Here is a 23668-nt window from a genome sequence, read left to right as displayed (position 1 = left end):
AAATAGAATAAATTATATTTAAATAAATAAAATTAAATATGCAATTTACTATAAAACAAGAGTTGAATGATTTAAATAAATTTATTGAGAATTTAGAAAATCAAATTCAAAAAGCTAAAATTGATGCTGAAAATAATGTTAAACCATTAAATGATGAACTTTTTAAAGTTAAAGAAGATAAGGAACGATTTGTCTTAAAAAATGATTTTGATTCATTTCAAATTTGCAAGAGAAAAGAAGATAATCTTAAATTTAAAATTGATGAGCAATGGAATAAATACATTATACTAACAGAGGAATTATATAAATTAAATATCGAAAAAGATAATTTGGAAAAACAAATATCTGATTTAGAATTGAAAATAAAAAAACAAAAGACGTTAGAAGAAGAAAAAATCAAAAGAGTTAATGAGATGTTATCTCAAATGGGTGATGTTTTAAAAAATTATGAAAAAACTAAAAATCTAAAACAAGCAGCTATTGAGTCAAATATTAATCCTTTTACTGTTGAACATTGGTTTAATGGTGGAAAAGACAATTATAATGAATATTATTCTAATTTTTACAATCAGATAATTGAAATTGATAATTATTTTAAGAATTTGGAAACTAAAAAACTTTTAAAACAAATGGATAGTGTTATTGAAGCTTATAAAAAAACAAGCTCATTAAAAGAAGCTTCAAAAATAGCAAATGTCAGCTATGATACTGTTCAATATTGGTATGAATGGGGTTCCAAAGGTTTTGGAAATGAAAATGCATATTTTTATAAAAGATTAAATCCGTTATTGTGATTAAATGAATAGTAAAAACTCAAAACAATTAATGTTATGTCCGAATTGCCATCTGTTTGTCCCAAAGGATAATGAATGCGTATTATGCGGACACAAACTAAAACACAAAAAAGAAGTTTTATCAGAGTATAGATTAAATAAATCTTTTAAACGCTTCTTTAATCATGATTCATATATTATCTGGGATTTGGAATTCATTCCAAAATCATCCAAAAACAAGCTGAACTGTTTTTATAATGATTTTTTTGATATTTCCTATTCAAAACTAACTTATGGGCAGGGAGTCATATTTCATTATTTCAGTAAATACCATAAATCAAGACCCTACTTAACTTTAATTTATAATATTAATGTTAAAAAATCAAATTTTAGATTATATGATAATCAGTTATTAGTATTTTTAAAAATTAAATATGATTTGGATTTATTTAAAGAAAATTTCTCACTAAAGTATGCAAGTAAAAATAAAGACTCATGTCTGTATTATATTTCACTGGGCGATATTGAAAGCAGTGACCTGATTAAAAATCTTGATTTGTTAATTGATTTTTCAAACTATGTTTCAAATCCTCTTTTGGGAAATTACAAGTTTCATAAAGATTTAGACACACTAAAATGGGAACATTACAAGAAAAACACTAAAAAGAAATCTAAACATGCTAAAACAAGAGTTGAATATAATAATGGTTATGCTGTTGGTGAAGGCATGTCAATTTCCGGTAAAAAGCAGCGTAAAGGTTCTTTTAAAAGAAGAAACAATAATGAGGGCGAAGGTTTTGTTATTCCGAGAAGAATTTCATATCATGATTATGACCGTTGATTTTATTAAATTCGGAGAAATTATTTTAACTGTTTTTAAACATAGTATTCTTTAGTGGTTAGTATGGTAAAATGTGATAAATGTGGTCAAAATCTCACACGAAATGTTAAATTCTGTAGTAATTGTGGAGATGCAATTACATGGCCTGAAGTTGATGGACAATCCCCTGTAAATAGGGTGGATGAGTTCGTAAAAGAAAGAGGAACTGAAATAGTACATGACAATATTCCTGATGAATATATTGATAAAATTAAAGAAAATATTTCAAATTATCAGGAAATAAGAAATGATCCTGAGCGAAGCATTATTGATGAAAATGAACGTTTAAGCAATGCAAAAGAAAACGTTTTAATTGCATCAGACAATATCAGGAAGTCAGGAGGCGATTTCGTCTCCAGTAATGAGTATTTAAACAATGCCAAAGATGGAATATTAAATGCTGCTGACACAGTAAAACAATCAGGTTCCAATTTTATTAACAATAATATTTCCGATGACTCTCAAGAAAAAATCAAATCCACTACAAGCAATTTATCACAGTCAACCAAAGACTTTTTTGGAGATGCTAATGAAGTATTATCTAATATTCAATCCCATAGAAATAAAGTCAAGCAGCAAAAAAGACAGGAACGTGAAGTTGAAAGAGAAATCAAAAAGGCTCAGGATGAAGAGGATAGAAAACGTAATGAAATATTTAAAGAGGAACTTCATCAAAAAAATATTATAGAAATCAGAGCAACGAAAACTGCTTTAATTGAAATTCCAAGAATTGAAGAGACTGATGATGTTATTCAAGGTGCAATAAAAGGGGAAATGATGGGCAGTGCTGTTGGAAGGGCTGCTGAAGGATTATTCGGTAATAAAGATTCACTGTCAAGTACTTTAAATGCAGGATTGGTTTTAGGAGGTGTGGGATCACTTTTAGGTGGTCTTGCAGCCGCAGCAGATGATGGAATTAGCTGGAGCAAAAACAAACTGCATATTGCAGATGATGAGATAATAATTTCTGGAAAATATTCAATTCCATTCAATGAGATTAAGTTGGTATCTACAGGTAAATTCAAAAATTATGACATGATTGTTTTCACCCTTCAAGACAAAGGTTTTGAATTTAAAACGGATGATGCTCTAGCTTTAAAAATTGTTATTGATGAGTATATTCAAAAATATAATTCAAATAAGAAAAGTCCGGGCGGGGTTGATGATTTGTTAAAGTATGCTGATTTGTATGAGAGGGGAATAATCACTAAAGAGGAACTGGAAGAGAAGAAAAAGGATTTGTTATGATTATGATGTCTGGAGGTTTTGTTAATGGAATTTGTAGAAAATCAAAGAAAAGTTATAGAATTTGATGGAAAAGAATTATTGGTTGAAGCAGGCCCAGGTTCTGGAAAAACAACAGTTCTAGTTGCACGGATTTTAGAATTAATTAAAAAGGGTGTGGATCCAAGCACTTTTCTTGTAATCACTTTCACAACAAAAGCTGCCGATAATTTAAAATTTAAATTACGAAAAGAACTTTCAAATGATGTTGTTTTGAAAATGCAAATTTCCACAATCCATTCTTTTTGTTTAGAATATTTAAAATCCAAAAACATTTCAGCAACATTGCTGGATGATGATACTTCAGAAAAAAAGACTTTATTCATTCAGAAATTTAAAAAGGAACTCGGTTTTATTAAGGAATCCACACTTTTAGATTATCAAATTCCAGCAATATTAAATAGGTTTGGTGAATATACCTGTTTTAATGTTAATTCCAAAGAGTTAGCCAAATATATTTCCGATACAAGAGTGATTTCAAAAGAATTCATTGATTTTGTAAATTCCATGTGTTATTTTTCCAAAAAGCGCATTGATGATTATGATAAAAACCTTAAAAGCCTTAAAAAGGAGAATCCCGATAAATATGAAGAGGTTCAAGAGCATAAAAAATCCTGGTATAATGCAAGGTATTTGCAGGTTGCAAAAGCTTACCCTATTTATTTAAAATTATTAGACGAATTTAATTATGTTGACTATGATACTTTACAGCTAAAAGCATTAAAAGAATTGGAAAAAGACAGTGAAACTCAGTTTAAAACAATTTTCGTTGACGAGTTTCAGGATACTGACCCATTGCAGTTTAGGATTTTTCAGATTTTAAAGGAAAAATGCGACTATTTCACTGCCGTTGGTGATGTGGACCAGCATATTTATGCTTTTAGAAGCTCTTATAATGATTTTTTCGATGAACTGGTTAAATTGGAAAACCCTGATGTTTTAAGTTTGGATGTTAATTTCAGATCAACTGAAAATATTGTTAGGTTAACAGAGGCGTTTATCACTCCTCAAAGAAAGGAAACTTCTAAAAAGCACATGAAAAGTGCTGGAAAAAGTTATAATAATCCTAATTTTTTACTTGAAAATGATACTAGCGATACAGAAGCAGAGAATGTTTTTGAAATTATCAGATACTTAAAGGAAAATGATTTGATTCAGGGTTATGAGGATGTTGCCATTTTGTATAGAAAACACAGTGATAAGACATTGGCTGCTCTGATTGAAAAGCTTAATGAAAATGAAATAGGTTATTCCGTCCGTGGTCAAAGTGACCTTGCAGAACAAAATGAAGTAAAAACTATCATAACATTATTGTGGTATGTATCTAGAAAGACAGATTTCGGATATGTTCCATCTAAAGATGAATTAAAAGAGTTTAACCTTAAAGCATTTTGCGGAGAATACTATGAACCATCAATTTTCTCACTCGATCAATCAACTAAATCATATCTAAATGACTTGCAGGATTCCTATTATGATGAGGTTCTGAGAATTGAAAATGAACTCAGAGAAAATGAGGGTAAAAAACCTGTCCGTGCAGTCCATAATGTAAAAAACAATGAAGACCAGGAAACATTAATTGAAATATTCAAATCTTTAAAACTGCCTGAAATTGATTTAAACCAAATCCACGGAAAAGATAAGGGTTTCTTTGAAAAACTTGATGAAATTAAAAATGAAATTAACTCCCAAGAACCTCCAACAATACTAAACGTTTTTTATAGGCTGATTTCATTAAGCAATCTCTTTGATATTGAACTTGGCTATAATCAGATTGCTAATCTCGCATTATTGACTCAAACCATATCTAATTATGAATCTTTCATTTCTGAAACTGATGTAAGAGGTGCGCTCTTCTTTTTGAGAAGTGCAATTGGAAATTACGAATCTTATCAAAAGGAGTTCAGAGGCGTTCAGCTTATGACCATCCATGCTGCTAAAGGATTGGAGTTTCCAGTAACTATAATCACTTCTCTTGAACAGGATAAATTCCCAATGCTTTCAAAAGATCCAGATCGTGAAAAGGACTTTATTTTCCCAAATGATACTTTCTACACTCCAAATGAATATCTGAAATTCAAGACAATATTAAAGGAAGATGAAAATGGAGAGTTTAAACACCTTCCAATTACAATTGAAGAGGAAAATCAATTGGACATTGAGGAGGAAGATAGGGTTTTATATGTTGCAATGACTCGTGCAGCGGATTTATTGATATTATCGACAATTGGTAATCCTCCCGAGGAAATTGAATGGATTAGAGATTATACAACAAAGTTCAATTTCGAAGATTTAAGTCAAGTTAAGATTGCTGAGCATTATGGAACATCGGAAAGTAAACAGGTAACACTAAACTATTCAAAATACACAAAATATCTTTCATGTCCATTCAAATATGATTTGGGCTATAATTTAGGATTTACCCGTTCAGGCATTAAAGCTGCCAATCGGGGAACAGTTTTCCACGAGATAATGGAGACGGTCAATCTTAAACTTAAAGATGGTGAAATCTTAACTAAAGAGGAGTTATCACAAATCACTTTTGATGCCTATAAATCAATGTTTGATATAGAAGCAAATCCAGACGAGTATGAAGAGTTCAAAAACAATGTCCTAGAATATTATGAGAAATATTCTCTAAATCGTGAAGTATTGGACGCTGAACTTGCATTTGAAATAGATAAAGGAAATTATCTTTTAAACGGTTCAATTGATCTGGTATATAAAACCGGTGAAAATGAAATCGTTATTCTTGATTACAAATATGCCGAATATAGTGAAGACCATATTGACGGTTATACAAAACAGTTGTACATTTATGCAGCTGCAATTAGAGAAATTGCCGAATATAAGGATGTTAAAGTGAAACATGCAATAACCCACTTCGTTTTAGGAGATTATCAGCATGTTGTTGAAATAGATGAAGATGTGCTGGAAAATGAATTGGCAGGGTTAAATAAAGTTGCATCTGAAATTGGTACACCTAATCCTATTTTTGCCAAAAAACCTCAAAATCCTGAAGAATGTGGTCATTGTTCATATAGATATTTCTGCAAACCAAAAGAATATGCGGAGGAATTGTATGAAAATCAAAATTAAGGATGTAGGAGTCATTAACAATGCTGAGATTAACATCAGCAGAATCAATGTTGTATGTGGAGTCAATTCAAGCGGTAAAACCACAGCATCGAAATTATTGTACTGTTATCTAAAAGATAAAAAACTCCTTGAAAATGAAGGTTTTTCTAACATTAACAAAAGTAATGTCGAATTTTCTTCCGATTCGAGTTTCAGTGATGTTTTCTACCTTGAAAGCATTTCAATTCTTGATTTAAAGGATTTGCATATTTTAAATTTTGATCATATCAGACATCTTAAGGAATGCCTTGAAGTTGAAAATAGGGATTTCACATCAAACATTTCATCTAAAATCAGAAGCATAATCAGTGATGACTGTTATTCTTCAGCTGGAATTAAGCAGATTGGGGTAATTCAACTTCTACTTGACAATGGCTCGCTTAAAGAAAATTCCTTCCTATTTATCGACGAGCCGGAGTCAAACTTGCACTCTGACTGGCAAATAAAATTTGCAGAGATACTGGTTTTGCTTGCAAAAGAACTAAACATTACATTGTATCTGAATTCTTACAGTCCTATTTTTATTGAGGCAATTTCACTTTATGCTCAGTATTATGATTTGATTAAAAGCACAACTTTCTATTTAACTAAAAAACAGGAAAATGACAAATTCAATTTCAAAAAAATCAGCCCTAAAAACATGGGGGAGATTTATGAAAACCTGACAAGGTCATATGATGAACTGGATAATTTGAAAGCTAAAATTCTTTTTAAGGAGTAAAAATGACTGCATTAACAACCGATGAAGCCAAATTTGTTGAATTTTTACAATCTTTCAATCAATTTTATTGGCCCTCACATAAGATTGCAGAAAACGCAAAGGGTGTTTCAATACTTCCCGAAAGCGATGTAACTGAGTTTAAGATGTATGCATTGGATGAAATTTGTCATTCCTGTAAAACATTTAAGGAAGGAGGAGTTTTATTCACTCCACGCACAACAGATGCAATTTGGTTTAAAAAACAGGGTGATAACTTTTTTATTTTCTTGATTGAGTTTAAAGGAGATTATTTATTCAAAAATTCAAGCAAATGCTCTCTTGTTAAAGTCGTTGACAGTTTAAAAAACAAAAATTACAATGATGAAATATCCTATGAAATATCTTCTCTTGATAAAATCGTTTCAAAATACTCAGATAAAATGCTAAACGGCCTTGCTGCAAAACCATTGGAAACTGTCACAATAGCTTTGCCTTTGATTTATGAGGAGTATTACGCTAACAATGACGTTGAATATTTAGACATCAGAAAGTTTCTAGCATCATCAAGAATAATTTACCGTGTAGTTTCTATTTCAGCTGATTATGAGGCTAACCGTCAAAGGACACGCTCCAGATCATACCGCTCATCCAACATGATTCCATCTGTTTGTAAAAAGCTTGCCCGTGAAAAACACGACAGGGAACTTGACGCATCATACGAATCAAGCCTACAGACTTATCACAGAAGATATGAAAAAGCAGGGATTGTTTATAGTGCAGGATTTGTTGATAATGTTACATTCAATAATTTCATTGAGAATTATTTGAAATGAATTACAAATTTATAGATATGATTTAATAGATGAAATAGTTAAGAAGTTTCTTCCTTAAATGAATTATTATCTTGCAGGTAATGTTATTAATAAGCATTATTCTAATTCACTTTAGTTCAAACATGGTTTCATACTGTTTTAATCTCAACCAGTACATATGATTGTGTGTAAGGGAAAATAAATTTTAAATTTCCAATCGTTTATGTTAATATAAGAAATGTTATATACAAGTTAATAATAAGTTAAATTATGGAACCTACAAAATATCGTAATCTTTGGAAGACCAATGGACTTTTTCAATATATTTATGCCGAAGATAACTTTAAAATTGAAGCAAGGGATTGCAATGATTTAAAATTTAAACTTGCAATTAAAGGAATAAAACTTCAAGAAATGACAAAAGATGAAAAAAATAAGATACCTGTTAAAAAGATTCATAAAGAAAATAAAACAATTAAAAAACAAATCAAACAAGTAACATCCAAATCCCATCAAACTGAACCAGAATATAAGAAGGAACCTCTTAAGAAAAATAAAGATTACATTGAATCAAAAGATGATGTAGGTTTTGGTAAAATTCATTATGCTTTTCCAGATGCCCCTACATTCAGTACATGGGGTCCTGACAATAGTAAACGAGCTAGAAAATTAAGAGAAGAGTTAATTAGATGATTATTATAATTCACAAGATGGGGATTTGATTGATTCATATTTTAGTTTTAATCTACAATAGCATTTAAAGTAAGTTTCTGTGTCATATGGTAATTATTAATTGTAATAATGTAGAATTATTATAACGATAATTTATATAGAAATTAAGAAAAAACATCTTAAAAAATAACGGGGATTAAAATGATAACATGCGACGTTTGCGGGTACCTGAACAGTCCTGAAAGAGCAACCTGCGAGGAATGCGGATCTGATTTGTCAGACAGCCCTGACTGGACCGGCGACTATGACGATAATGACGATTTGAACTACGATGACTTTGAAGAATACGGATACGCCGATGACGGCTATTTCGAATAGGTGAAACTATGTGGGAATGCGAATACTGCGGATGCATGAACGATGACGACGATGACTATTGCACTGAGTGCGGCTCATCACCTGACGTGAACGAGGGATGGGTCGGAGAGAATTACGGATAGTGACAACATGAACGGTAGGGACATATGCGAAATCGCAAACCAGATTAGAAGAAAAGTAGCATCAAACAACGGCATTGACTTCACAATTGATGATTGCACATTCACCGGCGAATGTCAGGGCACATGCGAGAAGTCAAACTCTGAACTCGACTACCTTGAGGGTGAGCTTTCAAGGCTTCAAAGTGAGGGTGTCAGACTCAATCTTGAAGGAGTCTTTAAAATCGACTATAAACCAAAACAGAAAATCAAAACCCCGTTAAATGACGTGCCTCTAAACATTAACTATGAAAAGCTTGAAAAGCTTAAGGAAAATCCTGAGTTGAGCAATCTGCCTCCAAGATATCTTGACAATCTTCTGCACTGACGGCGGCAAAAAAGGGATAATTATATTAATGAGTTCCTACATATAATTAATCTGAAATGATTTTATTTAAACTTGGAAGAGCCGGATCACAGCATCGGCAGAAATGCCGATGCGACTCTTTCGAGTTGCGATTCTGTTTTTTTGACAACTTCTCTTCAAGCTGACTTTTTTTTGATGGTTTTCTAATTTTTTAAAAAAAAAGAGTGGGTTTAAATCAATGGCCTGCGGAAGCTTCCGCAAGGGCATCGATTCAAAATATAAATTTTATTTAACGACAATCTTTCCAAGAAGGCTGTCGTCGGTTGCTGAGACTACTACAAGCTTTCCGTTTTTAAGGTAGCTGAATGTGGTGTATGTGCCGTTGTAGTCTTGACGTCCTGTGACTCCATTGATCTTTTTCATGTCACCTGAAAGGGTGTCAAGTAAGCTGTCAGGTATGTCCATTCCACTATACTCGGTTACGAGCACCATGAATGCGGACATGTTTTTGGTATATCCTTTTCCGGTCATCTTCATTGTGTAGTCGTTGATGTCCATTTTTGCGTCTACATCCAAGTCCTTCTCTTCGACAAATCCGCTAGGGATGTTATAGTCAACTCCGCTGATTGTCGCCTGCTTTCCGTCTGATGTTGCTGAAACAGCGCTCATGCATATTACGGCCAGTATGGCCAAAGACAATATTGCAATTATTTTTTTATTCATATTCTCCCTCAAAGTTTTATATGTAGATGTATAATGTTCAAGATATATAATGATGTTGTTATAATCCAAAACATTTATAACATCGTATACACAATATAGTAATATGAAATCATTAAATGATGGTGACGCCAATGTCTGACGGCGACGGATATGGGCCCTACCAGTGGCAGGTTGGAGACCCTGAAGACTGGGGAGACAGCGTGGGCGTTCCCGACATCCCCTATATGGGATACCTCAACGGCGACGACGATGATGATGACTGTATGGCCCCACGTGAAATTAGCGAATCAGAAATGCTTCACGACGAGGCCTGGGCTCTTAGATGTGATGGGCGATACGAAGAGGCACTTGACAAAATCAACCGTGCCCTTGAGCTTGACTCAGACGATTTTGACAACTGGAACGTCAAGGCAATCATACTTGAGGACATGCATGACTATGAGATGGCAATCGACTACTACACTATAGCTTTGAAGCACAACCCGTCATCCGAGGTCGTCAAAAACAACAAGGCATATTCGCTTTCACGGATTGCCGAGATGAATGAGAGAAAAGGTGAGAATCTGAAAAGCGCACTTACCCGCATAAACGAGGCGCTTTCACTTGTAAGCAATGACTCCAGGCGTAATGAGTATCTAAGGATTAAGGGTAAGATTCTTGAGCGCATGGGAAACGTCCCCGACGCATGGGCATGCTATCTTCTCGCATCCGGAATGGAGGAAGAAGTGCGAGAGATGGAACGCCAGAGAAAAATTATCGAAAGCTCAACAGACATTCTCATAAACATCACTGGAACTTCATTTTATGGGGATGCAGGCCCGCTTGTGAAGGGCAATGTCGTCGAGCTAATAGCCGAACCATCAAATATCCATGATTCTGACGCAATAAGGGTTGAGAGAAACGGCATCACCGCAGGTTACGTTGCAAATAGCGACAATACTCTCATCGACGGCGTTAAAAGCGCAACTGATTTAAAGGGCAAGATCAAGACAAACCAGCGGGCGGAAGTGATGTTTCGCTATGCACGTGACTACATCATCGCAAGGCTCATGGGGATTTAGCTCCATTTTCCCATCAATTTTTCACCTATTTTTAATCACATTAACGGTCGATAATTCAAACGGTAATGTCAAAAAACATCACAATCATTTAAGCGCTGAGCAATATTTTTTAACGTCAACGATTAAACAATAAAACTGTTATGGATTCATCAGGATGTGCTGCCCTAAGTTGACGCTTTTCAATTCTTAACACAACTTATATTACTTTTCATCTCCAATATATTATCGTTAAAGCTGAGGTGCTTGGAAATGTTGGAGTGGACAATCTGTGAAAACTGCGGAAAACTATTGGATAACTCACAGGATTCCTGCCCGTTCTGCGCAGGAGACGTGAAGAAAGTCGATATAAACTACCTTAAGGACTACACATCCCAATTGCTCATAATGGTAAGGACAGTGGACGGAATGCCTTTGGACATCTTCCCGCTTACAAGCGAGTGGAAAGGCAACGGAAACACCGTTGAAAGCGCAATCATCGATGACCTTCTAAGCTGGCTGAGCTATCTCGGCCTTTCAGATGAAAGCGTCACAGACAACGAAGCCGAATTCATAAACGAGCTTCTAGACCTTGACTACTCCACAGACGTCATAAGCACCATGGAAAAGTCAGAGCTTCCCGAGCTTCCGATCTCATTCAGGCTCCTAAGCGAATACGACCAGTTCCAGAAGTATCTCGGCTATGATTCAGTTAGCTTCACAGACTCCCTTCTCAAGGCTTTCAAGCTTGTAGGGGGATTTTTCATAACCGTTGACGGCGACGTTTCAGATGACGTCCAGAGGAGGTATGAGAAATACGTCATGAACCTCACAAAGGCACTTAACGGATACGCTCCAAAACTCACCGAGCCGAAGGCGGTACCGAAAAGGACCATGAAGCCTGCCCAAAAGCAGGAGGAAAAGACAATTGATGATTATCTCGATGAGCTCAACATGCTTGTCGGACTTGACAAGGTCAAAAAGGACGTCAATTCATTGATAAACCTTGTCCAGATCAGGAAAATCAGGCAGGAGCGGGGCATCAGGCAGCCTCCGATGAGCCTTCATCTGGTGTTTTCAGGAAACCCCGGAACCGGAAAGACAACCGTCGCAAGGCTCCTTTCAAAGATATACCATGAAATAGGAATCCTTTCCAAGGGCCATCTCATAGAATGCGACAGGTCAGCGCTTGTGGGAGGATATGTCGGCCAGACCGCAATAAAGACACAGGAAGTGATACAGGAAGCCCTCGGAGGAATACTATTCATCGATGAGGCATACTCGCTTGCATCAAGCAGCGAAAACGACTACGGCCAGGAGGCAATAAACACAATCCTCAAGGCAATGGAGGACCATCGTGATGACCTCATTGTCATTGTCGCCGGATACCCTGGCCTTATGGACAAGTTTCTATCATCAAATCCCGGCCTTGAGTCAAGGTTCAACAAGTTCATATACTTCGATGACTATGACGACAAGCAGCTGTATGAGATTTTCATGCTGATGTGCAGCGAGGCGAGCCTGAAGCTTGATGACGGCGCTGATGAATATCTTAGGCAGTACTGCAAGAGGATGTATGAGACACGCTCAAAGAACTTCGCCAACGGCCGGTCAGTGAGGAACTTCTTCGAAGAGGTACTCACAGCACAGGCAAACAGGCTGGCTCCGAAAAAGGAAATCACAGATGATGAGCTCAACACATTGACATATGAGGACTTTATGGTGGGTGAGGAATGATATCGCTTCTAATCAGACTGATAAACTGCATTCTCATTGTGGTTTTGGGGATGCTGATATACATCAACCGTGGAAAGAACAGCCGTGCAGTGATAATCCTTTTCATCATCTCTCTTCTGGTGTTCATTGCAAACTACATACTTTAGGGATAGCATGCGTGAAACCTACCAGTCAACCCTTGACTTTTCTAAAAAACCCCAGGACCCTTTGGATGAAGCCAGAGACTTAATCGAAAAGGGTGATTTCGAAAAGGCATTCGAACTGATAGAAGGTGATAATTCACCTGAAGCAGCGAAGCTCAAGGCAGAAATCAAAATCAGTTTAAAAGACTACAAAAAAGCGGTCGGATATATTGATGAGGCACTCAAAACTGCTGAAGACGACACTCTCCTTTTAAGGAAGGCCGACGCCTTGTACAGATGGGCCAAGGTGACATATTTCCCGGATGGCAATCTTGAAAGGGCAATGGATCTCGTCGATGAGGCACTTGAGATTTCACCCGACGGCAAGGATTCTCCTGAATACTGGTTTTTGAAAGGCGAAATATACCAGTCAGAGGAGATGCACATTGACGCTAGAAAGTGCTTCTTAAAAGCTGAAGGGCGTTATGATGAACTCGAAATCCTTGAAAGCGAACTTGCCCAGTTTGAAGCACATAGAAACGACGTTTTAATTAACGTCACAGGAGTCAATTTCTACAAGGGAATCGAAGTGTTCGAGAAGGGCACTATTCTAAAGCTTGTAAGGGACGATGAAAACGAGCATGACCCTGATGCGATAGCATGCAGGATCGCCGATGAGGTTGTGGGATACGTTGCAAACAGCGAGTACACTCTCATAAACGGTGTCGCTCCGGCATCAGAGGTGAGGTCAATGGTCGGTGACGGTTCAAAGGCTGAGGTGATAATGATTTTTCAAAACGAGTTTGTCATTGCAAGGGTCATACCCTAGTCTTCCTGCGGTCAATGAGATTTAAAATCCTGATGCCCAGTTCGGTATTCTGGTATAGCCTTCCCTTGTTGGCGGATTCGTTCAGGCATTCTACAAGGCCTTTGCCTTTCAGATTCATAAGTGCGTTTGATGCCTGTGAGGCTTTCATTCCGGTGATTCGTGCGATTTCTGAAGGCATGAGATAGTCATCCTCAAGGGCCTTCATGACCTGGTATCTGTAGGGTGAAATTTTGACGAATCCTATAAGATTCCATGTCTCTTCATCGTTTATATCATTATTCATGTGTATATTATATGTTATATCTAAAAATAAGGATTTTGCACACTATTATGTGGATATTAATCTTTTTCATTAATTATGTCGAATTTTCTATAACTTAATTCAATTTTCTATCTTTTTATTCATAACTTATTTATACCGTATTAACATAATTATAGAAAATAATATATAATGGTAATGCCAAAAATTGAATTGTGTAATATTGTCGACACTTTCCTGCAAAAAGTAGGGTTGTGTCATCATAAGTGTTACACACTTGATTTATAAAATAAAGGAAATTATTATGACTTCAACATTTAGCAACCATTATCTGATAAAGTCCATAAAGGATTTGGAAAATCTTGGAAATGACATTGCCGAGCCTAGAGTAGTGACAGATTTCATATTCGAACTTAAGGTGTCAAATCTGTTCATCCCTGGCATCGACAACGGTGAGGAACTTGTTTATGAAACTCTCGTGGATGAAGACACAGACCAGGTGTACCTGCCTCTTTTCTCATCCGAAGAGGAATTCTATAAGCATTACGATAAGGACAGCGAATACGAACCGATCCCAAATGAATTCGAAATATACGGCGGAATAGCCGCTGACGAAATCATTGAAGGAATCATAATCGACGTTGAAAGCCTGTGCTTTGAAGTTCCAAAGGAAATCATAGAGTTCGCCATGGAGGACTTCACAATTTCATTCGATGACATCGAAACACGTTCTCTTGATGAAATAAAGGCAGCCTACGAATCAGTTTCCAACGAAGACCTCATCAAGTTCATCTCAGATGCGTCCAACAGGGACGACTATGAGGGAATTATGGTCGAGCTTTCAAACTCCACTCCTTTAAATCTTGTGGTGAGCTCCGAGCCTCTTGACGAATTTGCAAAGGACGGAGTCATCGAAGCCAAAGACGTTGACGGATTCAGCCTCTGCACACTTGAGGACGGCGAATCAAGATACGGGATAATCTTTACAGATAAGGATGCTATTGGGAGGGCGGCACTCAAAGACAGTGAGATGAGCTATTACGCGCAGCTTACCAAGGTAAGCGAACTGTTTGACTTTGTGCTGAGAAACGATATGGATGGCGTCATCATAAATCCCTATGGCGAAGAATATACCATTCCAAGATCAGAGCTTCTCTCACAGGCAAGCGGAATTGAGCTCATCGTAGAGGACCACAGTTTCAGAAACTGTTTGGATTACGCATTTCTATTATGAAAACACATGAACATTTAAGAAATGCAGTCGGAGATTACTGCCTTTGCGAAAGCAAAGACATACTTATAAGGCTTATTAACGAGCTTCGCTATTCCAATCTGTTCATTCCGTCACGAAAAGTTGACGGAAAACTTGTTTTTGATATATATGGAGACGGCGAAGCCAGCCTTACTCCCATTTTCACGGATATGGATGAGGTTGCAAAGTTCTATGGGGACGATGATATCAAGGTCTTTTCCAACTCATTCGAGCTTTACCGAAACATACTCAACACTTCAGACATTGAAGGATACATCCTCAATCCGGCATCCGAAAACTACATTTTAACCAAGGAGTTCATCCTTGCAATCACAGACATTCCAAAAACCACATACGTATCACCTGATCCATACGCGCCCGAAACGCTCAAGTTGCTCTCAGACGACGATAATCAAGGTCTTGAAAGGGCTGTTGAAATCTGGAAAGGCTCCCGAGACTATGAGGTGCTCTTTGAGGCGATGTCAGATTCAACCATCATGGTCATGATGACATCACAAAACGATTTATCCTCTTTTTTTACAGATGGAATTCTTGACATGCGCATTACAGGGCCTGTGGCATCAATGCATGTGGATGAAATCGGCGGAAAGTATGCTGCAATATTCTCATCAAAGGAAAAGATGGGAAAAGTCGAGACAAGAAAGCACAGATACGCCCAGGTGATCAATCTCTCGATGCTTGTAAACTACGTTCTCTTTGAGGACATGGACGGAATCATCCTCAACCCGTCATCAGACGATGTCCTCATTTCAAGGCAGATGCTTTTGAACTACTCGCTGGGCTTTGAGAAGTATGCAGACGACGAAAGGCTTTCCGATTCAATATACTACATTTTCGAACTATGACAATTTTTAATAGCTAAGAGACCTAAACTATTAACCATGTCTGAATTATCCGAACTAATCAAAATCAACAAGAACATACAGGAGCAGAATGAAGAAATCATCAGGCTTCTTAAAATCATAGCCGGCGAAGGGATGCCTTCCTATGTGAAGATGCCCTCACCCATTCCCGAAGACTACCATGAGGTCGAGCACAAAAGCCTTCTTGAAAACGTTATTGACATCGGTGAGGTCTACTTCGTTGAAGGCGAGCATGTATATAAGCTGACTTTCAACGGTGATGAGACATTAGTTGAAAACCTCAACGGCTCTGCTGAAGTCGACGACTACTCCCTTCAGGAAATGGTTGCAATGCAATCACTCATGAAAGCCAGAAGCCTTGACGACAACACAGTGGTACTTTCAAAGGAAAATGTCCTCAATCTCCCCCTTGCGCTTAAGGTGTGCTATGAGGAAGGCGCCGAAACCGTGTTCATCCCATGGAGTGCAATGGCGCAGCTTGTAGGGGCTCCCGAAAACATAATGACCCTCATGAAGCTTAACTTCTACAAGAATGAGGATGAGCTCATGGACATGCTATTCGGAGGCGAGTGAATGTCAAAGTTCTGCCCGTACTGCGGTGAGGAGCTGGTTGATGATGCCAAGTTCTGCAAAAACTGTGGAAAAAGCCTTGAAAACTTCCAGAACGTTTCAGGTACAAACAATTACCAGTACAATCCGCCTGTAGTTGAAAACGACCACACCCTTGCATTTGCCGTCGGAATAATATTTTCAATCCTCATACCTCTGATTGGAATCATAATCGGAATATACATTTATACAAGAAAGGATTCCTCAAAGGCGAAGTCCCGAGGGGGAATCGTGATAGGCCTTGGAGTGGTCGTCTGGATACTTTCATTTATTACCGCACTGATGCTTTAGGTGCTTTAAATGCCATTGAATGAACTGTCAAGATACACTCATGATGACGTAGGAAAGAGAAATGCGATAGCCGATATCCTCTATCCTCCGGTTGCATTCAAGTCCATGCGTATGGAACGTATGGGTGATATGGTATGTGACATTGATTTTGATTCCTGTGATTTTGAAGTTGTGGAAAAAACCAAGTTCTGCCCGAAATGCGGAGAGGAGTTTGCAGATGGCGAACTGGTCTGCTTCAACTGCATGGTGAAGCTCAAGGACATCAAGGATGTCAGTGTCCGTGACCTTGAAATCAGCCCTGAGTTCAATGTGGAAGGGACAAACAATTTCAATTCCTTTGAGGAGATACTCACCGAGGAAAATCTTGAACGTGTAAACCGATTCAAGCTTACAATAACGGACTACAGAAGGATAATCAGAAACATCAAGCAGTCCGTGCTGAGGACACTTGACGAAGCGGTCAGGAAAAACGACATCAACCTCAATTCGCTTTCGATTGAGGACAAGGTGCTTCTTTTTGCAAAGTCATTCGTCAATGTGGACTACAAGTCATACGGAGGGGAGCTCGGATACTTCGAGTTCAACAAGATCTATGTCGACGACAGGCAGCTTCCGGCTCTCATGATAACAACACTTTTCCATGAGCTTTCACATTTCCTCCTAAAGGAAATCGTAGCCCAGGCGTTATGCCATCTTTTGGACTGCACAAAGACATCCCTCATCGACTCGATTGCAGTGTTCATCCTGTCATACACTCCGATAAACCAGTTAATCGATGAATATGCGGCACATACAGTTGAAGGCAGATTCACCCTTTTCGGATATCAGGACTATTCCTCATTCTTAAATATACAAAGGACAATAGATCTTCCTGATGAGGAAATCGAAATGTTAAAGACTATTGGAAACACTTTTTCAGCTGACATCAAGGACATACTTGAGTCATTCATCGACGATGAGCTTTTGGCAGACATCAAGGACATCTTCAGAAGGCAGATTCTCGACAAGCCCGACTATAAGAACCTGGCTTTGGAAAACTGCACCCTTTTAAACAGCAGGGGAATGGTTCAGGCAATCGGATTTGTCGTATGTGACGGATTTGCAATTTCAATGGAAAACGTGGAAACCTTAAAGGAGTACAACGCACACTGGGAGGATAATAATGAACATCAGGGATAAGGTAGCGGAACTCGCCATGCAGCATTCAGGCGAGAAGGTCAATATGGATGAGACATTGCTTACAATAATCACCAGATACCAGCTCTTCGAGCCATGCAGGTATCTGGGCGAGGACGACGAATGGGTGAACGTTGCAATGGTTTCATTCGAAAACGACAACGTCGCACAGGCAATGTCAATTAAAAAAAGCGAGATAGTGATGTTCGCCATCTATAACCCTGAGGAAGTTGAAATCACGCTTCCGCAAAGCGACCCTGAGGTATTCTACCAATGAGGGAAATTGTAATTGGCCCGGATTTTGACGTGGATGACACCACCTCCAAGATCTCCGATATCATGAGCAGATGGTCTGTGAGGTTTCTTGACATCAACGGGCCAAGCTGGGTGATATACAATCAGGACATGGAGGTCAAGTGCCTGTTTTTCTTTGATGTGGACTTCAATGACCTTGAAACCCGCATAAAGCTTGAAGACTTGAAACTTAATGTAATTCATGAAATAGAAGACCTGAAGGACGACACCACTTACAGGGATAATCTGATCAATGAAGTGTTTCTGGACTAAAAAAAAAGAAAAGGCAAGAATTAAAGTTAATTAATTCTTGTATTGTAGTATCTAACGCCGTCAGTGTCATATGTGTACCATCTCTCTACGTCCTCATCGAACTTTTCACCGATGACTTCAACATATGAGTCACTTTGAGGGTTGTATACCTTGTGTGTCTGGTTTGTGTTGTTTGTCTCATTTACTCTTGTGGAGTTGTCGCCGACAACAGTGGTGTTTTCAGCCTTGTCAACGTCAATGACAGTCTTGTTTTGGTTGGTTACGTTTTTGGTGATGTCCACTGGGGAACTGTCTGAAGTGTAGATGTATGCCGCAACGGCAATAAGAGCAATGACCAGTACAACGATTGCTATTAAAATTATATTTTTCCTATCCATGGTTTTTCACCTGCTTTAATATTTGTCCTAACTCTTATTTATATCACTTGTATCGAAATCGTCAATTATGATATAGTTGTATTCGGGATGCCTTTTTTTGATTTCATCAAGCACCTTTCCCTTTATTTCCTCACGGTTGAACTTGAAGTCAACAATCATGTCGAAGGTGATGAGCTTTTCCTCCTCATACACGATAAATCCGTGTGTCTCAAGGATTCCAGGATACTTTGAGGTAATCTCGGCCAGATCGTCCTGGATGTCCTTGTGGGTGTCATAATTTGCATATACTCCGATTGCAGTCATTATGATTGAATATTCCTCATATATCCTTGTTGAGATGAGTCTTGTGAGCTTCTGTATGTCGACTGCAGTAAGGGAATCGTCGACCTTGATGTGGACTGAGCCCTGGATGTCCTCAGGTCCGTAGTTGTGAATGAAAAGGTCATACACGCCGTAGACTTGCGGAAACTCCATGATTGTTTCCTTAAGCTTGCGTGCAAGTTCCGCATCCACCCTTTCGCCGAGCATGCTGTCGACGGTTTCACGTATCATGTCGATACTTGCCTTAATGATTACTATGGAGATGATGACTCCCAAAATCCCCTCAAGGGAGATGTGCCAGAATATGGAGACAATCGCCGCAACCAGTGTTGAAAATGACAGTATTGCATCAAAGTATGCGTCGCTTCCGGAGGCCACAAGGGCCTGTGAGTTTATTTTCTCTCCGACGCCTTTCACGTAGCGACCGAGGGCGAACTTGACAATGACCGCCACAGCAACGATTATAAGTGAGACGGTGGTGTAGCTTGTGACGTCGGGATTGAAAATCTTGGGCCATGACTCCATAAGGGCTGTGATTCCCGCCCAGAGCACGATTGCGGCAATGATGACTGATGCGAAGTATTCTATTCTTCCGTATCCATATGGATGCTTTTCGTCAGGCGCCTTTCCGGCAAGCTTTGTTCCGATGATTGTTATGATTGATGATAGGGCATCGGTGAGGTTGTTGACCGCATCCAGTGTGATTGCAATGGAGTTGACCAGTATTCCGATTGTTGCCTTGAATGCAACCAGAATCAGGTTCACTACAATTCCGATTATGCTTGTTTTAACGATTTTTGATTGTCTTGACATAACATTATATATCTGTTTAATGATAATTAAGATTATTGTACAATCCAATCATGGAGGCGAAAAAATGTCAGTATATGATTTTGAAGTGAAAGACGGCGAAGGAAACCCTGTAAGCCTAAGTGAATACGAAGGCAAGGTGCTTCTTATAGTCAACTCAGCAACCAAATGCGGATTCACACCGCAGTACACAGAGCTCAACGAAATATATGCCCAATTCAACGAAGAGGGCTTTGAAATCCTGGACTTTCCATGCAACCAGTTCGGCAGCCAGGCTCCGGGAACAACCGAAGAGATCACCGAAGTCTGCCGCTCAAAATGGCTCGTGCCATATGCAATATTCGAAAAGATAGACGTCAACGGCGAGAACGCATCACCGCTATACGAATATCTTAAGCAGGAGCAGCCCTTCACAGACCTGAAAGGAAAGGGAGCAACCGCCCTGAAGCTGATGCTTAAGGCAAAAGACAGGCACTACAAGGACAGCAACGACATCAAATGGAACTTCACCAAGTTTCTTGTGGACCGCCAGGGCAATGTGGTTCGAAGATTCGAACCTACCGAAGACTTGAATGATGTAAAAGAGGCCGTAGAGGCTCTTTTATAATTTCTTTTTTTATAATGAAATTTCAACCGAAACCAGACGTCAATATAATTGATTTCACCTTCAATCAAATCACCACTTATGATTCTAATTTCAATTTAATGAATCATAATTAACATTAAGGGAAAGGTTTTTGAAAATCAGACTTCATTGAATTGTTGGATATATATCATACAATTCAAAAAATCAATTTCTAATTGAAAATGTGGGATGGTAATGTGGTGGAAAAAAAATAAGGTTTGAAAAAACATTCATTTCTTAAGGGTAATCCAGTCGCCGACCTTCTTAAAGCCGACGCCGTAATGCATTCTGACGGCCGGAGGAATGATGAATTTTGAAAAGACATCCTTTCCTTCAGATTGAAGCTGGCTGCATATGGCTGAAAGGGTTCCTTTTGAATATCCTTTTCCACGATAATCGTCTGTTGTAAGAACACCGCCGATTACGCCAAGATTGTCAATTTCTGCATATGTGGCGGCATGGCATATGATCTTGCCGTTTTCTGCGTCACGAAGAAGGAAATTTCTCCCGAAGTTATCCTCCTTTCTTTCACGGAACTGTTTGAGCAGTGACTCGTAGGTGTGGTGCTTGCTTAGGTTTTCATTCAGGGAAACTATTTTTGCAATCTCCTCCATCTCATCTATGGATGCTGAATATGCATCGGGATTTGGTGGATATGTCAACTCCTCAAGCTTTCCGATGATTCCTGTAGTCTGGCGGTAGCCCGGAAAGTCATCCCTTATCTGGTCGATGCTGTCCTTGCATCCGGAGACGCCCTCGCAGTCCATTTCATGAAGAAACTCTGAAAGCTCATCTGCAATCAGGTCATAGTCCCTGCTGTAAATCTGAAATCCTCCGTAGTACTCGGAGATTACGCAGCATATCTCATCGCTTTCATTGTACTGAATCCAGACGTTGAAGTTTTCGTTTTCAAGCCCGTATTCCACAAGGTCAATATAGGTGTAAAGGCAGTTCTGGTAATCGTCTGCGATGTAATCGTAAATCTGGTTGATGTTTTGCAAATTGCACTTTGTTATCATAGTTAAAAATAAGAAAAGCAATATATAAATAATTTATTAATATTGCTTGAGGGATTCCTTGATGGATGTGGTGCTTATTCCCTTGGTGTATGGAAGATATTCGATGGAAACTCCGATTTTTGCGAATTCCTTTTCGGTTTTAAGGTATCTGTCTGTGTCCTTCCAGTCGTCACCTGAGAATAGAACGTCAAAACCGAATATCCTTTGGGCAAGTTCCTTGTCTGTGACTTCCTCAATGCTTACGTATTCCACCCTGTCAACCATTTTAAGTGCGCTTAGGATTCTGAACCTTTCCTCCTGGCTGAAGACAGGATCCTTATGCTTTACCTTTTCAACATATTCATCAGTGCACAGTCCTACAATCAGTGTTTCGCATTGCTTTTTGCAGTTTTCAAGCAGGTTCAAATGGCCGACGTGAAAGAGGTCAAAAACGCCGCAGGTAAATCCGATTTTATATTTTTTTTCATTTTCCATGGTTCCGTTTCCTTATATTGCTTTATTATATTTAAATTAATAATCCATTATATAATTTTTCATGTCTCCATCATTGCCTTTTCGTCAGATGGAAGCAAGGTGAAATATCACAGATATTCAAATTCACAAAATCAATGCCAAAAGCCCCTTCTTAAGGCCTTATCGGTTAGATATATTTAAATATGGCGTTTAATATATCATTTATTGTATAAACTTAAATGTTTGATGGTGATTTAATAATGGGAATAAAGAAATCTTTCGAAGAGCTGATTTTGAAAAGAAGCAACAGCTACAAATTTTATAAGGACTTTTATGAGAAGAACAAGGACTCCTCCAAAAATCCTAAACTGGAGGCTGAAGTGGAAAAACTCAAAAAGGATTTCTACGACTACAAGGAAAAGAACGAGGAATACATCAAATCCTCCACATATCTTTTCACCACACTATTTGTGGACTATGAGATAAACGAGCCGATTGGTCTTCTCAAGGACATCCAGACATTAAGCAAGGAGCTTCTGCTTTTCGTCGACAACATCTGCAAAAAATACGAACTGGAATGGTGGATTACTGCAGGAAGCCTTTTGGGCGCCGTGAGACATCAGAACTTTGTTCCCTGGGATGACGACATCGACATCATCCTCATGAGAAAGCACTACATGAAGCTCTACAAGGTTCTCGGCCAGGAAATCGAAGATTCAGGCCTAGATGACATTCTCCGCCTTCACTACCGCCATCGCCAAATCGACGGAGAAACAATCAACTCATTCATCCAGCTGTCAGTCAGATCACCAATCGACATAAGAAAAAGGCCGGTTCTTGCAAGGCTTGACATATTCCCATTTGACTACATCAAGGACTACGACAAGGACACAATCGTGGATGACCATTACAACGCCAAGCTCAACTACTTCAGAAACATCAAAAACGAAATGGACCTCGATCTGGCCGTTGAGAAATTATACGACGAGCTGAATTTGAGCATGGAGCCTACCGATTACATCATTCCGGGTGTCGAGGGAAGCTACGGTAAATACAACTACTCAAAACTCATCATTCTTGACACTGACGAGATGATGCCTCTTCAATGGGTCAAGTTCGGAGACATCGAGGTAAGCGTTCCGAAAAATCCCGACCATTACCTGAGAAAGGCGTTCCGGGAATATCAGACCCTTCCAAGAAACGTCATCAGGCATTCATTCATCGACACTTTCAGATACTCGAAGAATGCCGGTGAAGTGTTTGAGATGTGCATCGACAGATTCAAGCAGGTCAATGACAATTTTGAAATGTAAATAGGTTTTCCATTATTCTATGGAAAATTTCATTATTTTTTTACTTTTTTGTTTTCTCTTCTTTTAGTGTTTTTTTTAATGATATTTACTCATTCAATTTCATTTGAGACATTATGGTGCAATATGGCCTATTTTTTCTAATTTTGACAAATATCTTTAAAT

General features: G+C 38.3%; 28 protein-coding genes. 22 read left to right on the top strand and 6 right to left on the bottom strand.

Annotated features, from left to right (window positions below; translation table 11 throughout):
• Window positions 1-38 precede the first annotated feature (38 nt).
• The 9 genes from Q0W26_RS03635 to Q0W26_RS03595 all read left to right on the top strand — a co-directional run bounded on the left by Q0W26_RS03635 (window position 39) and on the right by Q0W26_RS03595 (window position 9123).
• Window positions 39-794, top strand: a complete 756-nt coding sequence (locus Q0W26_RS03635) for a hypothetical protein (protein ID WP_298522520.1) — start codon at window positions 39-41, stop codon at window positions 792-794.
• A gap of 4 nt (window positions 795-798) precedes the next feature.
• Complete coding sequence (locus Q0W26_RS03630; RefSeq protein WP_298522518.1) at window positions 799-1614, top strand: hypothetical protein; 816 nt, start codon at window positions 799-801, stop codon at window positions 1612-1614.
• A 63-nt stretch (window positions 1615-1677) separates the two neighbouring features.
• On the top strand, window positions 1678-2901 hold the full coding sequence (locus tag Q0W26_RS03625) for a zinc ribbon domain-containing protein (RefSeq protein ID WP_298522516.1): 1224 nt from the start codon (window positions 1678-1680) through the stop codon (window positions 2899-2901).
• 24 nt (window positions 2902-2925) lie between these two features.
• Window positions 2926-6036, top strand: a complete 3111-nt coding sequence (locus tag Q0W26_RS03620; protein WP_298522514.1) for an ATP-dependent DNA helicase — start codon at window positions 2926-2928, stop codon at window positions 6034-6036.
• Window positions 6020-6796, top strand: coding sequence for a hypothetical protein (locus Q0W26_RS03615; protein ID WP_298522512.1), 777 nt, complete (start codon window positions 6020-6022; stop codon window positions 6794-6796). Before Q0W26_RS03620 ends, Q0W26_RS03615 begins: the two co-directional genes overlap by 17 nt.
• Before the next feature lie 2 nt (window positions 6797-6798).
• Window positions 6799-7608: a hypothetical protein gene (locus tag Q0W26_RS03610; protein ID WP_298522509.1), complete on the top strand. Its 810-nt coding sequence runs from the start codon at window positions 6799-6801 to the stop codon at window positions 7606-7608.
• 249 nt (window positions 7609-7857) lie between these two features.
• A complete protein-coding gene (locus Q0W26_RS03605; protein ID WP_298522506.1) occupies window positions 7858-8280 on the top strand; it encodes a hypothetical protein in 423 nt (140 codons plus the stop codon).
• 180 nt (window positions 8281-8460) lie between these two features.
• Window positions 8461-8637 (top strand): hypothetical protein, encoded by a 177-nt coding sequence (locus Q0W26_RS03600; protein ID WP_298522504.1) that lies wholly within the window; start codon window positions 8461-8463, stop codon window positions 8635-8637.
• A 129-nt stretch (window positions 8638-8766) separates the two neighbouring features.
• A complete protein-coding gene (locus tag Q0W26_RS03595; RefSeq protein ID WP_298522502.1) occupies window positions 8767-9123 on the top strand; it encodes a hypothetical protein in 357 nt (118 codons plus the stop codon).
• A gap of 264 nt (window positions 9124-9387) precedes the next feature.
• Here the strand turns inward: Q0W26_RS03595 and Q0W26_RS03590 are convergent, their stop codons facing one another.
• Complete coding sequence (locus Q0W26_RS03590; protein ID WP_298522500.1) at window positions 9388-9825, bottom strand: hypothetical protein; 438 nt, start codon at window positions 9823-9825, stop codon at window positions 9388-9390.
• Window positions 9826-9956: 131 nt separating this feature from the next.
• Here Q0W26_RS03590 and Q0W26_RS03585 point away from each other — a divergent pair, with 131 nt between their 5' ends.
• The 4 genes from Q0W26_RS03585 (at window position 9957) to Q0W26_RS03570 (ending at window position 13550) form a co-directional block, all read left to right on the top strand.
• A complete protein-coding gene (locus Q0W26_RS03585; protein ID WP_298522499.1) occupies window positions 9957-10886 on the top strand; it encodes a hypothetical protein in 930 nt (309 codons plus the stop codon).
• A gap of 249 nt (window positions 10887-11135) precedes the next feature.
• Complete coding sequence (locus Q0W26_RS03580) at window positions 11136-12599, top strand: AAA family ATPase (RefSeq protein ID WP_298522498.1); 1464 nt, start codon at window positions 11136-11138, stop codon at window positions 12597-12599.
• Window positions 12596-12745, top strand: a complete 150-nt coding sequence (locus Q0W26_RS03575) for a hypothetical protein (RefSeq protein WP_298522496.1) — start codon at window positions 12596-12598, stop codon at window positions 12743-12745. Before Q0W26_RS03580 ends, Q0W26_RS03575 begins: the two co-directional genes overlap by 4 nt.
• A 7-nt stretch (window positions 12746-12752) precedes the next feature.
• Window positions 12753-13550: an HIRAN domain-containing protein gene (locus tag Q0W26_RS03570; RefSeq protein WP_298522494.1), complete on the top strand. Its 798-nt coding sequence runs from the start codon at window positions 12753-12755 to the stop codon at window positions 13548-13550.
• Here the strand turns inward: Q0W26_RS03570 and Q0W26_RS03565 are convergent.
• Window positions 13540-13833, bottom strand: coding sequence for a winged helix-turn-helix domain-containing protein (locus Q0W26_RS03565; protein ID WP_298522492.1), 294 nt, complete (start codon window positions 13831-13833; stop codon window positions 13540-13542). The genes Q0W26_RS03570 and Q0W26_RS03565 overlap by 11 nt on opposite strands.
• 280 nt (window positions 13834-14113) lie before the next feature.
• On the opposite strand from Q0W26_RS03565, the gene Q0W26_RS03560 reads away from it, so the two are divergent.
• The 7 genes from Q0W26_RS03560 to Q0W26_RS03530 are packed head-to-tail and all read left to right on the top strand — an operon-like array spanning window position 14114 to window position 18588.
• A complete protein-coding gene (locus Q0W26_RS03560; RefSeq protein ID WP_298522489.1) occupies window positions 14114-15043 on the top strand; it encodes an SseB family protein in 930 nt (309 codons plus the stop codon).
• On the top strand, window positions 15040-15927 hold the full coding sequence (locus tag Q0W26_RS03555) for an SseB family protein (RefSeq protein ID WP_298522487.1): 888 nt from the start codon (window positions 15040-15042) through the stop codon (window positions 15925-15927). The genes Q0W26_RS03560 and Q0W26_RS03555 overlap by 4 nt, the downstream gene beginning before the upstream one ends.
• A gap of 36 nt (window positions 15928-15963) precedes the next feature.
• Window positions 15964-16518: a hypothetical protein gene (locus Q0W26_RS03550; protein WP_298522485.1), complete on the top strand. Its 555-nt coding sequence runs from the start codon at window positions 15964-15966 to the stop codon at window positions 16516-16518.
• Window positions 16519-16845 (top strand): zinc ribbon domain-containing protein, encoded by a 327-nt coding sequence (locus tag Q0W26_RS03545; RefSeq protein WP_298522483.1) that lies wholly within the window; start codon window positions 16519-16521, stop codon window positions 16843-16845. It begins immediately after the preceding gene.
• A gap of 9 nt (window positions 16846-16854) precedes the next feature.
• Window positions 16855-18024, top strand: a complete 1170-nt coding sequence (locus tag Q0W26_RS03540) for a hypothetical protein (RefSeq protein ID WP_298522481.1) — start codon at window positions 16855-16857, stop codon at window positions 18022-18024.
• A gap of 16 nt (window positions 18025-18040) precedes the next feature.
• A complete protein-coding gene (locus tag Q0W26_RS03535; protein ID WP_298522479.1) occupies window positions 18041-18298 on the top strand; it encodes a hypothetical protein in 258 nt (85 codons plus the stop codon).
• On the top strand, window positions 18295-18588 hold the full coding sequence (locus tag Q0W26_RS03530) for a hypothetical protein (protein WP_298522477.1): 294 nt from the start codon (window positions 18295-18297) through the stop codon (window positions 18586-18588). Before Q0W26_RS03535 ends, Q0W26_RS03530 begins: the two co-directional genes overlap by 4 nt.
• Before the next feature lie 26 nt (window positions 18589-18614).
• Here Q0W26_RS03530 and Q0W26_RS03525 read toward each other — a convergent pair whose 3' ends face one another.
• Both Q0W26_RS03525 and Q0W26_RS03520 read right to left on the bottom strand, forming a co-directional pair.
• A complete protein-coding gene (locus Q0W26_RS03525) occupies window positions 18615-18965 on the bottom strand; it encodes a hypothetical protein (protein ID WP_298522475.1) in 351 nt (116 codons plus the stop codon).
• Window positions 18966-18992: 27 nt separating this feature from the next.
• On the bottom strand, window positions 18993-20099 hold the full coding sequence (locus Q0W26_RS03520) for a cation diffusion facilitator family transporter (RefSeq protein WP_298522473.1): 1107 nt from the start codon (window positions 20097-20099) through the stop codon (window positions 18993-18995).
• A 64-nt stretch (window positions 20100-20163) separates the two neighbouring features.
• Here Q0W26_RS03520 and Q0W26_RS03515 point away from each other — a divergent pair, with 64 nt between their 5' ends.
• Complete coding sequence (locus Q0W26_RS03515) at window positions 20164-20703, top strand: glutathione peroxidase (protein WP_298522471.1); 540 nt, start codon at window positions 20164-20166, stop codon at window positions 20701-20703.
• Window positions 20704-20951: 248 nt separating this feature from the next.
• Here the strand turns inward: Q0W26_RS03515 and Q0W26_RS03510 are convergent, their stop codons facing one another.
• Window positions 20952-21740 carry a GNAT family N-acetyltransferase gene (locus Q0W26_RS03510; protein WP_298522468.1) on the bottom strand — a complete coding sequence of 263 codons (789 nt, stop codon included), beginning with the start codon at window positions 21738-21740 and terminating at the stop codon, window positions 20952-20954.
• Between the two features lie 36 nt (window positions 21741-21776).
• On the bottom strand, window positions 21777-22214 hold the full coding sequence (locus Q0W26_RS03505) for an adenylyltransferase/cytidyltransferase family protein (RefSeq protein WP_298522465.1): 438 nt from the start codon (window positions 22212-22214) through the stop codon (window positions 21777-21779).
• A gap of 239 nt (window positions 22215-22453) precedes the next feature.
• Here Q0W26_RS03505 and Q0W26_RS03500 point away from each other — a divergent pair, with 239 nt between their 5' ends.
• Window positions 22454-23506: a LicD family protein gene (locus Q0W26_RS03500; RefSeq protein ID WP_298522462.1), complete on the top strand. Its 1053-nt coding sequence runs from the start codon at window positions 22454-22456 to the stop codon at window positions 23504-23506.
• The last annotated feature ends 162 nt before the right edge of the window (window positions 23507-23668 follow it).

It is taken from the genome of uncultured Methanobrevibacter sp., assembly GCF_947169325.1.
Lineage (GTDB): Archaea > Methanobacteriota > Methanobacteria > Methanobacteriales > Methanobacteriaceae > Methanocatella.
Note: the sequence above shows the minus strand (reverse complement) of the source record. Positions and strands in the feature narration are given on the sequence as shown.